This is a genomic window from Cystobacter fuscus (assembly GCF_044360685.1).
Taxonomy (GTDB): Bacteria; Myxococcota; Myxococcia; order Myxococcales; family Myxococcaceae; genus Cystobacter; species Cystobacter fuscus_C.
Window position 1 is genome coordinate 2,418,295 of the sequence record NZ_CP043491.1, and the last position, 16,164, is coordinate 2,434,458.

Annotated in this window: 11 protein-coding genes; 4 read left to right on the plus strand and 7 right to left on the minus strand. The window is 68.1% G+C overall.

Annotated elements, in window-relative coordinates:
• The first annotated feature begins 45 nt into the window (after positions 1-45).
• The gene (gene hutG, locus F0U63_RS10030) at positions 46-843 is read left to right on the plus strand and encodes an N-formylglutamate deformylase (RefSeq protein ID WP_395845669.1); all 798 of its coding nucleotides are present in this window, start codon (positions 46-48) and stop codon (positions 841-843) included.
• 15 nt (positions 844-858) lie between these two features.
• The gene (locus tag F0U63_RS10035) at positions 859-2,244 is read left to right on the plus strand and encodes a formimidoylglutamate deiminase (protein WP_395845670.1); all 1,386 of its coding nucleotides are present in this window, start codon (positions 859-861) and stop codon (positions 2,242-2,244) included.
• Positions 2,245-2,286: 42 nt separating this feature from the next.
• On the opposite strand, the gene F0U63_RS10040 is transcribed toward F0U63_RS10035, so the two are convergent.
• The 7 genes from F0U63_RS10040 to F0U63_RS10070 all read right to left on the minus strand — a co-directional run bounded on the left by F0U63_RS10040 (position 2,287) and on the right by F0U63_RS10070 (position 10,813).
• Positions 2,287-2,745 carry a GlxA family transcriptional regulator gene (locus tag F0U63_RS10040; RefSeq protein ID WP_395845671.1) on the minus strand — a complete coding sequence of 153 codons (459 nt, stop codon included), beginning with the start codon at positions 2,743-2,745 and terminating at the stop codon, positions 2,287-2,289.
• Positions 2,746-3,373: 628 nt separating this feature from the next.
• The gene (gene lanL / locus F0U63_RS10045) at positions 3,374-6,097 is read right to left on the minus strand and encodes a class IV lanthionine synthetase LanL (RefSeq protein WP_395845672.1); all 2,724 of its coding nucleotides are present in this window, start codon (positions 6,095-6,097) and stop codon (positions 3,374-3,376) included.
• A gap of 122 nt (positions 6,098-6,219) precedes the next feature.
• Entirely contained in the window at positions 6,220-6,414 is a 195-nt protein-coding gene (locus tag F0U63_RS10050; RefSeq protein WP_395845673.1) for a hypothetical protein, read from the minus strand.
• A 625-nt stretch (positions 6,415-7,039) separates the two neighbouring features.
• Positions 7,040-7,525 carry an RICIN domain-containing protein gene (locus F0U63_RS10055; RefSeq protein ID WP_395845674.1) on the minus strand — a complete coding sequence of 162 codons (486 nt, stop codon included), beginning with the start codon at positions 7,523-7,525 and terminating at the stop codon, positions 7,040-7,042.
• Positions 7,526-7,825: 300 nt separating this feature from the next.
• Positions 7,826-8,170 (minus strand): hypothetical protein, encoded by a 345-nt coding sequence (locus F0U63_RS10060; RefSeq protein ID WP_395845675.1) that lies wholly within the window; start codon positions 8,168-8,170, stop codon positions 7,826-7,828.
• Positions 8,171-8,871: 701 nt separating this feature from the next.
• Positions 8,872-9,348: an RICIN domain-containing protein gene (locus F0U63_RS10065; RefSeq protein WP_395845676.1), complete on the minus strand. Its 477-nt coding sequence runs from the start codon at positions 9,346-9,348 to the stop codon at positions 8,872-8,874.
• Between the two features lie 553 nt (positions 9,349-9,901).
• Entirely contained in the window at positions 9,902-10,813 is a 912-nt protein-coding gene (locus F0U63_RS10070) for a sigma-70 family RNA polymerase sigma factor (protein ID WP_395845677.1), read from the minus strand.
• Positions 10,814-11,093: 280 nt separating this feature from the next.
• Here F0U63_RS10070 and F0U63_RS10075 point away from each other — a divergent pair, with 280 nt between their 5' ends.
• Positions 11,094-14,858, plus strand: a complete 3,765-nt coding sequence (locus F0U63_RS10075; RefSeq protein ID WP_395848349.1) for a protein kinase — start codon at positions 11,094-11,096, stop codon at positions 14,856-14,858.
• A 140-nt stretch (positions 14,859-14,998) separates the two neighbouring features.
• Positions 14,999-16,018: an ADYC domain-containing protein gene (locus tag F0U63_RS10080; protein WP_395845678.1), complete on the plus strand. Its 1,020-nt coding sequence runs from the start codon at positions 14,999-15,001 to the stop codon at positions 16,016-16,018.
• Positions 16,019-16,164 lie beyond the last annotated feature (146 nt).

Below are 16,164 nucleotides of genomic sequence, written 5' to 3' on the forward strand. Positions count from 1 at the left end.
GCGCGCCCTGGGCATCCCTCCGGCCGTCCCCTAGACTTGAGGCCCATGGAGCCCTACCTCTTCAAACCGGGACGCATTCCGTTGCTCGTCAGCATGCCTCACGTGGGGACCCAGCTCCCGGAGGGGCTGCGCGAGCGGCTCACCGACGACGCCCAGGGCCTCCCGGACACCGACTGGCACCTGCCGCTCCTCTATGACTTCCTCGAGGAGGTGGGCGCCAGCGTGCTGGTGGCTCGCTACTCGCGCTACACCATCGATCTCAATCGCCCGCCGGATGACACGCCGCTCTACGCCACCGCGACGACCGGCCTCTTCCCCGAGACGCTCTTCGACGGGCGTCCGCTCTACCGCGCCGGCGCCGCTCCCGAGCCCGACGAGCGCAAGGCGCGCCTCGAGACGTACTGGCGCCCCTACCACGAGCGCCTCGAGCAGACGCTGGCCGGGTTCCACGCGCGGCATGGAATCGCGGTGCTGCTCGATGCGCACTCCATCTGCTCGGTCGTCCCGCGGCTGTTCGAGGGACGCCTGCCGGACCTCAACATCGGAACCGCGGACGGGCGGAGCCTCGCGCCGGACATCTCCGAGCGGCTGGTGGCCGCGTGCGCCGCGAGTGGCTACTCGCACGTGCTCAACGGCCGCTTCAAGGGCGGCTACATCACCCGCCACTACGGGCGGCCCACCACCGGCTACCACGCCGTGCAACTCGAGATGGCCCAGTGCAACTACATGGACGAGGACGCGCCCTTCACCTTCCGCGAGGAGCATGCGGCGGCCCTGCGGCCCGCGCTCCGGCGCTTCGTCGAGGTCCTGGCCGACTTCGCCCGCTCCGGCGGCCGCTCCTGAGCGCGAGGAACTCCCATGAGCCGTGAGACGAGCCTGTTCTGCCACTCGGTGCTGTTGGCGGACGGTTGGGCGGAGGATGTGTTGCTGCGGTTCGATGACCGGGGCGTCATCTCCGCGGTGGAGCGCGGGGCGCGGGCCGGGGAGGCGCGGGCCGGGGGACCGGTGATACCGGGGCTGCCCAACCTGCACTCCCATGCCTTCCAGCGCGCCATGGCCGGGCTCGCCGAGCGGGCCGGCCGCACCGAGGACGACTTCTGGACGTGGCGGGACACCATGTACCGCTTCCTCGCCCGGTTCACCCCGGAGGGCCTACAGGCGGTGGCCGCGCTCCTGTACCTGGAGATGTTGAAGGCCGGCTACACCTCCGTCGCCGAGTTCCACTACCTCCACCATGACCGGGAGGGGACGCCGTATGCCGACCGCGCGGAGAACTCGCACCGCATCGTGGCCGCCGCGCGCGAGACGGGCATCCGGTTGACGCACCTGCCCACGCTCTATGCCCACGGTGGCTTCGGTGGACGTGCTCCCACCGAGGGGCAGCGGCGCTTCCTGAATACGGTGGAGGGGTTGCTGGGCATCGTGGAGTCCGTGCGGCGGGCGACGGCGGAGGAGCCGTCGGTGCGCGTGGGCCTGGCGTTGCACTCGCTGCGCGCCGTGACGCCCGAGCAGCTGCACGAGGCGCTCGCCGGCCTTCACTCGCTGGACGCGCGGGCGCCGCTCCACATCCACATCGCCGAGCAGACCAAGGAGGTGGAGGACTGCCTGGCCTGGAGCGGGGAGCGCCCCGTGCAGTGGTTGTTGAACCACGCGCCGGTGGATTCCCGGTGGTGCCTGGTGCACGCCACCCACCTCACGTCCGAGGAGGTGACCCGGCTGGCCGCCAGTGGCGCCGTGGCCGGCCTGTGCCCGACGACGGAGGCCAACCTGGGCGACGGGCTCTTCCCCGCGGTGGACTACCTGCGCCAGGGGGGCGTGTTCGGCATCGGCTCGGACAGCCACATCAGCGTCAGCGCACCGGAGGAGCTGCGCCTGCTGGAGTACGGCCAGCGGTTGGTGGCCCGGCGCCGCAACGTGCTGCGGGTGGGCTCGGAGGACTCGGTGGGGGCGGGCCTCTACCGCGCCGCCGTGGCCGGAGGTGCCCGGGCGCTGGGGCTGTCCGCTCCCGGTTTGGGCGTGGGGGCCCCGGCCGACCTCGTCGTCCTCGATGCGGACCACCCCAAGCTCTACGGGCGCACGCGGGATGCGCTCCTCGACTCCTTCCTCTTCGCCAGTGGGAGCGATTGCGTGCGCGACGTCATGGTGGCCGGGCGCTTCGTGGTGCGCGAGGGGCGCCACCCCGCGGAGGACACCCTTCTGGCGCGCTACCGGCGCGAGCTGGACCGGCTGCTCGCGGTGGCCTGACCCGGGGCCCGTCCCGGGTGGAGCCGCGCTCCCCCGGGCGCCTCAGTGGCTGGCTGGAGGCGCGGAGCGGAACGCGCGGCGGTAGGCCTGGGGGCTCGTCGTCACGAACCGCTGGAAGTGCTCACGCAAGGCGGTCGCCGAGCCGAAGCCGACCCGCTCCGCGATGGCTTCCACGGAGTGCCCCGTCGTCTCGAGCAGTTGCTGCGCGCGGCGCACGCGGGCGCGGAGGATCCACTGCAGCGGCGTGGTGCCCAGCTGCTCGCGGAAGCGGCGGTTGAGCGTGCGCACACTCAGGGCGGCGTGGCGCGCGATGTCCTCGAGCGTGAGCGGCTCGTGGAGGTTCTCGTCGAGCCAGCGCAGCAGCGGCTCGAGCGACGAGCCATCCGGGGCGGGCGGTGCGTGCAGGATGAACTGTGACTGTCCTCCGTCGCGCTCGAGCGGCATCACCGAGAGCCGGGCCGCATCCGCCGCCACCGCGGCGCCGTGATCGAGCCGCACCATGTGCAGACAGAGATCCAGTCCCGCCGCGGCGCCCGCCGACGTCAAGGAGTATAGGAAGGATGGAAGGCCTGTTGAGGGGTGGCGAGCTGGAACGCCGGGGCCGAGGAGGGCCGCTGAAAGGGGCCGCCCGAGCAGCGCACCCGGTCGGTTGAGAGGCCGCGCAGCCCCATGAGGTACACGACTGCCCAGGCCGCGCTCCCCTGGGGTGCGCGGCTGGGGGCTGGCTCTCTTGGCCCGGGCGGCTTGAGCCTCAACACCACGCGGCCTGGGGTGGCCCCTGCGCTGCGGCCAGCGGCAGCAGGCCGCGTGGGCAGTGACAGGTGCTCCAGAATGGGGCGTACTGCGTTGGGTGCCGTCAGGTACGCCAACACTCGGCGCCTGCCTCCACACCCGTCACAGGTGAAGACATCCAAGGCGAACGTTCTGCGCAGCAGCTTCGCGAGAGTCCACTCCCGGCGTCCGCTTCTTCTTCGGCTCCTTCCTGACCGCTGCCTGGGGTGCCACGCTCGCACCCTCCTCACCTGCTTGAGGGACGCAAGACTCGCTTCCGGCTGGTGGCCTCCTTTGCCGGGCAGGACTCGCTCCTGCTGGGTTACTCGTGAGGTTTCCGTTCTACATCCCTTTCTCCTCACCCAAGCTTTGCCTGGCGCACCGAAACTCGAACTAAGGAACCACCCGGGACGGGTGGCAGGGATCGGCTCACGAGGGGGCTGGGCAGGTCCAGCAGTGAGCGTCGGTGCTCCGGCTCGGTAAGCCGCAGCAGACACGCCGCGACCCCGGCGTAGCCCACCATATAAGCAGGGCTGAAGGACAAGGGCATCTCGGCGCTGCAGTAGAGGTGGCCGTCCTTCTCCACGCAGAAGGCCCGAAGCGCCTGGGCGAGTTGCCGGGCCTGATGAAGATGGGCCGGTTGCCGTGTGACCTGGTACAGGTCCAGTAGGAACTCGATATTCCCAGCCAGGCCGTGGCATTGAACGGGGCTGGCCCAGCGCGTCCCGTGGCTCACGGTGAGTGCGGACTGCTCCGCGAGCGTGCCCGCTTCGGGCAGCAGGTGCAGCAGGGAGGCATTGAGGAAGAATTTTCCGATCCCCGCGGCCCCGTGGCACCAGAACGCCGCATGCGGAGCACGTCCCGGCGCCGACGGCCAGGTTCTGCCGCAGCCATCATCGAGGGCGGGCTGCGCCTGTTCTCTTAGCCAGCGCCCCGCGCCTCGCGCCCCCTCGAGGAACCGTTCATCGCCCGTGGCCTCATACAGGTGCAGCAGGGTATCTCCAATCCCCGCTGCGCCATGGGCGTAGCCCAGGCACACGCTGCCACTGAGCCCCTCATACCCCTCGGGGATAGGCCACTGGAGTCCGCCCATGCCCACGGGCTGCGCGCAGCGGAGCAGCACGTCGCCAGCAGTGATCGCGGCCTGCCGCTGCGTGGCTTCACCCGTTGCCTGCCATAGCTCGAGGTGAAAGCGCGCGCGCCCCGCCGTTCCATTGAAGAGATCCGGTGAGGTCCAGGGCTGCGCCGCCACCAGGGCCCCCCGCTCGATGGCGGCCCGCACGAGGCTCCAATCCTTCAGCGCCAGCCCCGCGCGAAGCAGGGCCAGCCCGACCCCCGCCTCCCCCACATAGAGCCCGGGGTGGACGGCGCCCTCTGGCCTTGGCGCACGCTGCAGCCAGAGCGCGCCCTCGGCCAAAACGGCACGGTGAGAAGCATCGTCCCATGCCTCCACCATGGCGGCCAGAGTGAGCAGGATGCCCGCGCTGCCCAGGTTGATGTCTCGGGAAGCAATACTGCCAGGGGCGTGCGGGTCGTGCCAGAACAGGGCACCCGATGATGCATCTCGCTGGACCTCGTGAACAAGGGTATCCCCCAGGCGTCGGGCAAGCGTGCCTTCGGCAGGGGAAACATCGTCGGCCGGCTGCTGACGCGGTGAAAACTCCAGGACTGAGCAGGTTGGTGCTGCCACTTCCTGCAGCGCTTGGGCAACCTCTCGCACAGAGCTGAACCTGCGCTCGGGCGCGGGCTCCAGACAACGGGCGATCAGCGCAACGAGGGCCCGCGTGCTCTTTCTCGTGAGTAGCGAGAGGGGCCTTGCGAGTAGGGAACCCGCCGGACTGAGCGAGGGCTCCGCGGCGGTGGCCATGAAGTAGAGCAGGGCGCCGAGAGCATAGATGTCATCAGCGGGCAGCGCGGGCGCGCCAGCCACCCGGCGTGGCGACATGTAGCCCAGGGTTCCCCGTCCGGCTCCGACGGGACACGCCAGTTCGGGGCCGTGGGCGAGCTCGAAGTCAATCAGGCGGACCCGCTCGTCCGGGGTTATGAGGACGTTGCTGGATTTCAGATCTCCATGGGCCAACGCTCGCTCATGGAGGGTGTCCAGGGCGGCGGCAAGTTGAAGCCCCAAGCCGGCGATCTGGGCCTCGGAGAGGAGGACTCCCCGGCTTGCGAGCCCCTGGACGTGCTCCGAGAGCGTCTCACCCTCGATGTCCTCCATTGCCAGATAGACACACCGGTCGTCTTCAGTGCACTGGTAAGGGATGGGAGCCCAAGGGGAGGGCGCGAGGTATTGGAGCACCTCATACTCGTGCCATAACCGGGCGGGCCCCACTTCCTCAGCGCGGCTTACCTGCTTGAGCACGCACCGGCGCATGGCCTGCAGATCGATCGCCAGTGAGAGCATGCTGCGAGAGCTACGGTAAAGGGTGCCCAGGAGTGCATACCTGCCAGCCACGACCCGGGTCGTGGGAGGCATCTGGGAGGCCACCCCTGCCGCCTGGAAGGGATCCACAGTCCATTCCGGTACGTGATAGACTGCCTGTCTGCGATCTGGCACGAGGCTGCCATCAGGCGCCTCCAGCAGCGTCATCAGCTCGCCCAAGGGCGTTTGCAGATGCCGCTTGCCGAAACTGGCGTAGCGGTAGAAGACACGGCTGTCTGGCTTGAGTGCCCGGTCCGAGGGGATCTCGGGCCCGGGCAGTCCGCGAGTAGCCTCATGTAGCTGTGTGGCGAGCCGGACAGCGTGTCCATCGTTCTCCGGGTAGATCGTCACGAATTTGCCGACTTGGCTGAGTCCTCCGAGCCCATCGTTCAGTTCCCGAAGCACCTGTGGGGAAGCCGCCACCTTGAAGGATGCGCTTTCGCATATGAGCACCGGCAGAGCCTTCCGCAGCAGCAGTTCCGCGGACGTGCTGCTGGCGGACAGATGGAGCTTCCAGCCCTGCTGCGGACACGAGGCACCTTCGGGCTCGACGTGCAGCCACGTCGCCGGATGCCCCGAGGCGGGCTGCAGCTTCCACCGAGCCAGAGGGGTCTGCCGCGCACAGGCTTCCGAGAGCAGCGAATAATAGGGTGAGTTCATACGCGTCCAACTCCTTCCGGAGATCGCTCAACTCATGGAGACGCGGACGGCTCGTGAGGCTGCCGTCCGCGCTCCGGGTCATGGCAAATACTTCAAGGGCCGAACTGGGAGGCTGGGCTTGTTCACCAGAACGTGATGATCCTGCAGGTCCACGAGCAGTTCCACCCATCGTCGGTGCTGCACGTGACGCCCTCGGGAAGCCCGGCGAGCGCCAGATCCGGCTGCTTCTGGAGCATCTGGTTGAAGGCCGGATCCACATGGGCCAGAGCGAGCAGTTCCTGCGCCTGGGTACGAATCGTCTGAATCGTGCCACTCATATCTGTTTCCTTGCCCTTCTTGTATTCGTTCACTGGTAGCGGTTGTCATTCTGCCCACCACTCCGTGACCGACTTGGTGATGGAGGGAGTGCCACCTGGCACCACCGTGGTGCTCAGGTGTCCCTCCACAAGTAAGGACAAGAGCGGCGGACAGACTATGCAGAGGCTTTTCGCAGAGAAACCTGCCGGGAGCGTACGAGCCGTTCGTAGGCGCCTATCAGGCTGGTCGTGAGAATCCGCAGGAGCTGGGTCATGTGTCGACCGGATTTCCGGGATTGGCGAGCCACCGCCCGCCCGCGTCAAGGGCAGGCTCGCTGCGCTCGGCGCCTCCAGGGCGCTCCTGTGACTCGGCGAGCGCACGGCGGCAGGGGCTGAGCGTCTGGCGCCCAGGGGGTGCCAGGTCGCTGTCAAGCCGTATGCGTCCGGCGAGCACCGTCTGTCACCGCCCCCAATGCGGGGTGACAGGCGGGCCTACTTCGTGGCAGGCGGCCTCGTCCAACTCCGCAGGCAGCGGCCAGCTCAGCTTCGCTACCGGGTCGCATGGAGTGAGGGCCTGCGTAGACTGGCACAACGGGAGAGGGCGGAGCGCTGCGGCGAGGCTCCGCCTTCTCGTCAGCGCGGATGCTCAAAGCCAGTTCTGGAAGTTTCCGCCGTTGCACGGCAGCGCATAGACGTCACCGTTGCCATTGCTGTCCAGACAGCGTCCGGTGGCCACGTTTCTCAACGTACTCCCGAAAGGCCCGGGGCCCACGATCCACCGCTGGTAGTTTTCACCGGTGCAGGACATCGTGTAGACGTTGCCATTGAAACCGATGCCCAGGCAGCGGCCCGTCGCCTGATTGCGGATCTGGTCCCCGGAATAGAAACTCGAGTTCGTCCAGTTCTGAAACAGGCCGCCGTTGCAGACCAGCGCGTAGACGGCCCCTCCGTCGTTACTGTCGAGACACTTCTGCGTGGCACCGTTAGTCCAGGTCCACGGCCCCCAGTTCAGCTCCGATGCCGTCTGCGCGAGGGGCTCTTCATCGCCCGTCTCATCGCCCGCCGCGGCGATGCCAGCGGAGAGCGAGAGAATCAAACCGAGCAGCGGAACACTGGCGATCTTCTTGTACATGACTGCTCCTCAGTACCGCAGAGCACCTGTGCTCAGGGTACGTGGATGGGTCCGGTGGATGGCACTTCACCAGAACGCCGAACCGTTACCGTTCTGATGCGCACATTCGTTCACTGGTAGCGGTTGTCATTCTGCCCACCACTCCGTGACCGACTTGGTGCTGGAGGGAGTGCCACCTGGCACCACCGTGGTGCTCAGGTGTCCCTCCACAAGTAAGGACAAGAGCGGCGGACAGACTATGCAGAGGCTTTTCGCGGAGAGAAACCTGCCGGGTGCGTACGAGCCGTTCGTAGGCGCCTATCAGGCTCTGCTCAAGCCATCCTGAAGCATCCCCTCATTCTTGAAGGCAGGCGTGCAAGCGCTCACTGGCACCACCGTGTCCGTGGACAGCTCCCACGGCCCACCCGAGGAGGTGGCCGGGGGCAGCACGCTCAAGCGCGCTCCCACCCCCTGGCCTGCTTCGCTCAGGCCCCACAGGCTCACGTTGTACGAGGTGCGGGGCGCCCACCGCTGGCCCAGCGCCGTGTCCTGGGAGAGGCCCGCCTCCATCACGGCCCGCACCTGGCCCGCCTCCCCAGCTGCGTGTGCACCGGGCGCGACGAGCACGGCCATCAGCAAGAGACAGACTGCGGCGATGCCCCGCATGTGCTCCTCCTTCAGGTGAGGAGCACAGAAGGCTAGAGGGTGGCTCTGGGCAAGAGGAGGAGCCGCTGGGTGGGGCTCGTCCTTCGCCCGAGGACACTCTGCTGGGGAACCGCCCGTCGGGAGACACAGCGGGGGGACACCCCCCAGCGCTCGTACCGGCAGGTCCACTGCCGACGGGTCGGTACCGGCAGGTCCACTGCCCTCCCACGCACCTGGGCCCCGGGCTGCACCCCGCCAAAGGGCCTCTGAACTTCCTATAGGCTCAACGTGGTGAGCGGCAATTTGGATCGCGAGGGCGGCGCCATGTTCACGCGGCCCGCGTTCGATGTCATCGGTGTAGGCGGTCGCACAGATCCGCAGAAATCTGGACCGTCGACCGCGCCGGCCTGAGCCGCGGTCGACGGTCCGTGCTGGCTACTTCTTGGTCGCCTTGGCCTTACGAGACGACCCGGCATGCGCACTTCATCCTGCCGCCGCCGGCGCCGCTGGAGCGCTCGCACTACGACGTGGCCTTCCATGTGCTGGCGATCCGGAACACGGCTCGGTACGCGCCCGCGCTGTTCGAGCCGCCGCTTCCGGGGCACGCTGAAGTACCTGGGGCTGCGGGCCGGGCCGCATGGAGTGAGGGCCTGCGTAGACTGGCACAACGAGGGAGGGCGGAGCGCTGCAGCGAGGCTCCGCCTTCTCGTCAGCGCGGATGCTCAAAACCAGTTCTGGAAGTTTCCGCCGTTGCACGGCAGCGTATAGACGTCACCGTTGCCATTGCTGTCCAGACAGCGCCCGGTGGCCACGTTTCTGAACGTACTCCCGAAAGGCCCATTGGGGCTCACGATCCACTGCTGGTAGAGGCCACCGTTGCAGGGCAGCGTGTAGACGTTGCCATTGCGAGCGCTGTCCAGGCAGCGGCCCGTCGCCTGATTGCGGATCTGGTCCCCAGAATAGAAACTCGAGTTCGTCCAGTTCTGAAACGGGCCGCCGTTGCAGACCAGCGCGTAGACGGCCCCTCCGTCGTTACTGTCGAGACACTTCTGCGTGGCACCGTTAGTCCAGGTCCACGGCCCCCAGTTCAGCTTCGATGCCGTCTGCGCGAGGGGCTCTTCATCGCCCGCCGCGGCGATGCCAGCGGAGAGCGAGAGAATCAAACCGAGCAGCGGAACACTGGCGATCTTCTTGTACATGACTGCTCCTCAGTACCGCAGAGCACCTGTGCTCAGGGTACGTGGATGGGTCCGGTGGATGGCACTTCACCAGAACGCCGAACCGTTACCGTTCTGATGCGCACATTCGTTCACTGGTAGCGGTTGTCATTCTGCCCACCACTCCGTGACCGACTTGGTGATGGAGGGAGTGCCACCTGGCACCACCGTGGTGCTCAGGTGTCCCTCCACAAGTAAGGACAAGAGCGGCGGACAGACTATGCAGAGGCTTTTCGCGGAGAGAAACCTGCCGGGAGCGTACGAGCCGTTCGTAGGCGCCTATCAGGCTCTGCTCAAGCCATCCTGAAGCATCCCCTCATTCTTGAAGGCAGGCGTGCAAGCGCTCACTGGCTCGTCTGATGCAATGCACACAGCCCGTCGTACCTGAGCGCGCAGGGGAGCGAGGGTGAGGTCCATAGCGGCCGTCCTGCCGCTCGGGCCTCAGCGTAGTGCATCCGCTCGCCGTGCTTCTCGATATAGGTGAGCGCCTCGTGGACAGGAGCCTCATAGGGCGTTTGGTGCTAGCCGTTGCGGCTCAGCCATCCTCTTCTCCGAAAATCTGGCTCATGCTCACGTCCAGCTGACTGTCCAGGACGGACAGGAAGCTCTGGAACTCGCCAGTGGAGAGACCTAGCCGCGCCTGCAGGCGGAGTTTCGTCTCCTCGTAGACAGTCTGCCGCGCGCTCTTCAACCAACGGGAGGCCGTGGATTGGTTCACTCGGAACAGCTCTCCAAGCTCGGTCGTTGACAGCTGATCCGCAATGTGGAGCCGGAGCAGGTGCCGCTCACGTTCAGGCAGCGCGGCGAAGGCCTCGCGAAGGGCCTGGCGAAACTCCTCGCGATGGCGCTGATGGATGAGGTTCAACTCCACGTCGGCCGCCGGCGCAGGCAGGGACTCGAGCACCTCCGCCACGCCCTCATCCGATGCGGGCTTCTCGGAGGCCGCCAGGTTGAGGGCCACGCGTAGGGCCAACACCCGCACCCAGCTCACCAGCGCGCCTCGTCCCGAGTAGCTCTGGAGCCGGGGGGGGGCCTCAGGGGTGCCGAGGAGGAGCTTCACGCGCGCCTGTTGGCAGATCTCGTCGATGGTCACCGCATCCCTTCGCAGGGGCCTCAGCATCTCAGGCAGCCTTGCCAGGTAATGGCGCTCGAAAGCCGCGAGGGCCTCTGGGAGACCCTGCACGCAGGCACATGCCAGGTAGAGCTCCGCCAGGGAGAGCTGATCGAGGACAGGCTTGAGCGCGCTGCCTGGGGGCACCTCGGGCAGCCGTTCCGCCAAGTACCGGATGAACGCCCCAGGAGCGAGCGCCACCTCGGGCCACTGCGCGCGCGCAGTCTCCCATATGTGCTCCAGGAGCGGGCCGAGCGCGGCCTCATCCGCGGGCGGAATAGCGCGCACTCCCGCATGTGTTAGAAACGTCGCGACGAGCTCTGAGGCGCGTGCCATGTCCCGTCTTATAGCCCACTGAAATTCAGGAGGCTCTGTTGAAAGATTTCGCCCCCTTGGTTCCATACATCTGCCCAAGCCGTGCGAGGCTCACGTGGACGCGCTCGGTTGTCTCTCCGACGAGCTCCTGGTCGAAATAGTCGAGGGGCGGCTCCCCGCCAATGAGCTGGCTCGCGCCCACGAGCACGCCGCCACGTGTGAGGCCTGCCGTCACCTCATGGCCGAGCTCGTTCGCGGCGGCCTCCAAGGGAAGGCGCCCCCCGGCGGTGTCTCCCAGACGATGCCCGGCTTGGCCCCGAAGGCTACCGCCGAGGCGTCAGCGCATGGCCCCTCCTGGACACCCCCCGCAGAGTTTGGCGAGTTCCGCCTCGAGCGTCTGCTCGGCCGTGGGGGCATGGGCGTCGTCTACCTCGCGCAGGACACCTCCCTGGGCCGGCCCGTGGCGGTGAAGTTCATCGCCTCGAGGGAGCCGGGGCCCACGGTGCTCGCCTACTTCGAGACGGAGGCGCGCGCCATCGCCCGCCTGCAACACCCCAACGTCGTTAGCGTGTTCCGCGTGGGCGAGGTGGACGGGCACCCCTACATCGTCTCGGAGTACGTCTCCGGCACCAGCCTCGCGCGTCTGCCCCTGCCCCTGCCCTGGCGGCGCGTGCTCTCCCTCGGCCTCGGGCTCGCCCGAGGGCTCGCGAGCGCCCATCACCGCGGCGTGCTCCACCGGGACGTCAAGCCGGCCAACGCCATGCTCACCGACGAGGGCGTGGTGAAGCTGCTCGACTTCGGCCTGGCCGAGCGCTTTGGCGCGAGCGAGGCACCGCGCCCGGCTGACGCGCCTCCACTCTTGGGGACGCCGCCCTACATGGCGCCCGAGCTCTGGCGGGGTCTGCCCGGTACGCCTCAGAGCGACGTCTATGCGCTCGGGGTGACGCTCTATGCGCTGTGCATGGGCGGCCCGCCGCCTCGCCCGCGCCCAGAGGAGCCGCCAGGCGCCGCGGCCCCGGAGCCGTGGCCCCCTCCCATCGGGCCCGAGTCCGGCATCGATCCGGATTTCGCCGCGCTCATCATGCGCTGCCTGGCCCCGGATCCCGCCCATCGCTTTGCCGCGGCCGGCCTGCTCTGCGAGGCCCTGGAGCGGCTCGAGCAGCTGCACACCCCCGCGCCGCTGGCGGCCGGCAACCCCTACCGAGGCCTAGCGCCCTTCGAGGCAGAGCACCGGGCGCTCTTCTTCGGGCGGGACGCGGACATCCGCGCCGTGCTGGAGCGCCTGCGCCGCCAGCCCCTGGTGCTGGTGGCCGGGGACTCGGGCGTGGGCAAGTCCTCCCTGTGCCGCGCGGGCGTGCTGCCCCGGGTGGCCGCTGGCGCCCTGGACGAGCGCGGCGAGGTTGTCACCGTCACGCTCTGGCCCGGCCGGCAGCCGCTCGAGGCGCTCGCCGCCGCCCTCGCGCCGCTGCTGGGCTGCCAGGAGCCGGAGCTCGTCACCGCCTTGACGGACTCGCCGCCTTGGCTCGGGCAGGCGCTGCGCGCGGCCTACGCGGGGCGGCGCGGCCTGCTCCTCTTCGTCGATCAGCTCGAGGAGCTGATCACTCTGGCCGAGCCCGCGCAGGCCGCCCGCTTCGCCGCGCTGCTGGGCGAGCTCGCGCTGCCATCGGAGGGCGTACGCGTGCTGATGGCGGTCCGGGGCGACTTCCTGACGCGCGTAAGCGCGCTGCCCGGCCTGGGGCAGGAGGCGGAGCGAGCGCTCTATATCCTCCGCCCCCTGTTACCCGAGGGGCTCCGCGAGGCCATCGTGGGCCCGGCACGCAGCCAGGGCGTGAGCTTCGAGTCCGAGGCGATGGTCGGCGCCCTCACCGCCTCCATGGAGGACGGCGCGGGCACCCTGCCCCTGCTCCAGTTCGCGCTCGCGGAGCTGTGGGAGCGGCGCGACCCGGCACGCGGCCGCATCACCCTGGCGGCGCTGGGCGAGATGGGGGGGGTGGCCGGAGCGCTGTCGCGGCACGGCGATGAGGTGCTCCAGAGGTTGGGCTCCGCCGAGCAGCCGGCGGCACGCAGGCTCCTCCTCCGGCTGGTGACGGCCGAGGGCACGCGCCACCAGCGAACCGAGGAGGAGCTCACCTCGGGAGCGGATACCTCCTCCCGCACCGCCCTCCAGGCGCTCCTGGACGGCCGGCTCCTCCACGCCCATACCGAAGGCAGCCAGACCCGGTACGAGCTCGTCCACGACTCGCTCATCGTCAGCTGGGGCACGCTGCGCAACCTGCTGGATGACAGCATTGGCCACCGCGCGGCGCTCCAGCGTGTGGAGGCGGCGAGCGCTGAGTGGGAACGCCTGGAGCGCGCCAGGGAAGCCCTGTGGGGGCAGCGGCAACTGGATGAGGTGCGCCTGCTCGAGCCCGCCAGCCTGGGCCACCGCGAGCAGGCCTTCCTTGCCGCCTCCCGGCGCGCCTCAAGGCGCCAGCGCTGGGGCCTGCCCCTCGCCGCGCTCTTCGTGGTGCTCTGCCTCGCGGCCCTCTATGGCGGCCTTCGCCTGCGCGCGTACCTGGAAGATGAGCGCTTCGTCGCCGGTCAACTCGCCACGGCGCGGGAGCTGTCCGCCTCGAGCCGCTCCCTGGGTGAGAGGGCCCGGTTGCGCCGCGAGGAGGCGCTCGTGCTGTTCGATGGCCGGGCGCCAGGTGTCGAGAATCCCTGGAGCGCCGCCAACCAGCACTGGGCTGACGCGCTCGCCCTGTTCGATGAGGCGAATGAGGCCGCAGCCAGCGCCAGCCAATCCCTGGAGCGTGCGCTCGAACGCACGCATGACCGTGCGGAGGCACTCCGGCAGCTCACCGAGCTCACCTATGCGCGCCTGCTCCTGGCCGAGGAGTTCCACCGGAGATCCGAGCGCCGCGAGTTGCAGGAGCGGCTGGAGCGGTTGATCGAGAAGATGGAGGACGGTGCGCCATGGCGAGAGCGGCTCTCCGCGCCAGCCGAACTCGAGCTGGTGACCGAGCCCCCCGGTGCGCGTGTCGAACTCGAGCGCTACCTGCCCAATCCCCATGGGGCGTGGCGGCGAGAGCCCCTTCCAGAGCTTGGCCTGACGCCCGTGGCTGGTGCGCGGCTCCCCGAGGGCTCCTACCTCCTGCACATCACCCAGCCTGATCGCGCGCCCGTCACCCTGCCCCTGCTCCTCACGCGCGGCAGCCGCGAGCAGCTCCGTCTCGTCCTCCCCGCCACCGTGCCAGAAGGCTACGTCTACATCCCGCCCGGCTGCTCTCTGCTGGGCACTGATGCACCGGAGTTGGTGCGGCGCTTCTTATTCAGCTCGCCGCTTCACCGCGTCTGTTTCAATGAGGGGTACGTGATCGGACGGACGGAGGTGACGTTCGGAGATTGGCTGGTATACCTCGACTCGCTGCCCCTCGGCGCGCCGGCGCGGCATTTCCTTGAGAAGACGAACTTCACGAGAGCGTTCGGGGTCTCGCTTCGCCACCAAGCCGACACCGGCTGGACTTACTCCTTCCACCGCTCAAACGGCGATGTCCTCACGGCACGAGAGCGGGAGACGTTCCACCACTTGGCCCGGACGCAGCGCAAATCCTCGGACTGGCGCCGTTTTCCTCTAGCAGGTGCCTCTGCCAATGACCTGGCGGACTACTTCTCCTGGCTCAACAGCTCGGGCCGCCTGCCTGGGGCGCGGTTGTGCACTGAGCACGAGTGGGAGCGCGCCGCCCGCGGCGCAGACGGGCGCGCCTACCCCCATGGCGACCAGCTGATGCCCGACGAGGCCAACATCGACGCCACCTATGGCAGGCAAGCCAGCGCATATGGTCCGGACGAGGTCGGCTCCTTCCCAGCCTCGACGAGCCCATTTGGCTTGGCCGACATGGCTGGCAACGTGCTTGAACTGGCGCAGCCCGTCACTCCAGAGCTTGGGAGCGTGGTCCTCCGCGGTGGGGGCTGGTATTACGATGACTTCGGCGCGCTAGCCGCCAACCGTGCGTCCGGTGAGCCCACGGAACGTGACGTCAGGATTGGTGTGCGCGTGTGTGCCCCCTTCCCCGATAACCGCTGAGCTTTCTGCATCGCTGGAAATGCCGGGGCGTAGAGTGGCGCAGCGGATGCGGTAATTGATCTGCATAACCTGGTTGCGCGTCTGGTCCTCCATGACGAAGGGCGGCTCCGGTCGCGACCCAAGAACGACGAGGTGGGATCATGAATGTGTCGAACAAGCCACTGCTCAGCGTACTGAGCTTACTGCTGGCTTCATCCGCTCTCGCTATGGGAGGCGCCGTCTCCTCTTCTAGCTCTGCGGCCGGGTCGAGCAAGGCCGAGCGCTACGCGCGGCGGTGCCAGGGGACGAAGGTGAATATGCCTAAGGAACTGAGGCCCCAGGGTCCACTGCTGTGGGGCATGCGGAGTTCGTGGGCAGATGTGCCTCCAGACGAGCACAAAGATGTGCCTCCAGACGAGCACAAAAGCGTGTTGGTCTCGGTGGACGCCGCCTCGTTGAGCAAGGCGGATGTGGGCCGAGTGCTTCAGGGCAGATCCACTGAGGGGCAGGGGGTGGAGGTGGCCATCTGCGGAGCGGAGGATGGGCAAGAGCAGGGGATGACGTGGTACTGGATAGAGGCGTGGAACCCTGTGGCGCAGGTGTGGGAGAACCCGTGCCTGGCCATCGAAGACAAGAAGAAGCCGCGAGCGCTGGCCGTCAACGGGGTGTGGGACGGCAGCGGAGCGCGCCTTGAAAAGGAGGGCCAGCTGACGCTGGCATGCGAGAAAGGAGTCATCGCCAAGTGCATAGACTGGGGTTACAAGCCGTGGGCAGTTGAACAAGGCCAGTCGCTGGCGTCTCTTCACCAAGCGTGCACGAGGATGGCGCGAGCGGACTACTGCGGCAATGGAACCCCCCATACGACAGAGGGAACCATCATTGACCTGTATGACGTGATGAATTTGAAGCAGAAGACCGTGGATGCCTCGGATAAGTGGGATCCTAAGAGGGCAACCTTCGAGGCGGCGTGGGGACCGGAGGGTGCGGTGTGCCTGGCGCGGACGAGGGATGGGCGGGGGTTGGAGGAGATTCAGAAGGAGTGCCCCGGGCGGTTCAAGACGGGGGGGGGCAAGAGGACGCGGTCGGCCGTGGCCGTGATGGATTTCCAGGAGGATCGCTGCACCTTGACGCGTGAGGGAATGAGCCTTCAGCAGGCGCTGCTGAGGAACCAAGGGTACTGAGCAGCGCAAGCCGGAGACCGTCCTTGGTGGCAAATCACCTGACCCAACAGGTTTGTCATCGACCGGAATGCACTCTCGCGAGCCCTGCGCAGGGCTCGCCCCTCATCGGTCTCGTGCATGGGGCTCCGGCAACGCCGCCCCTGCAA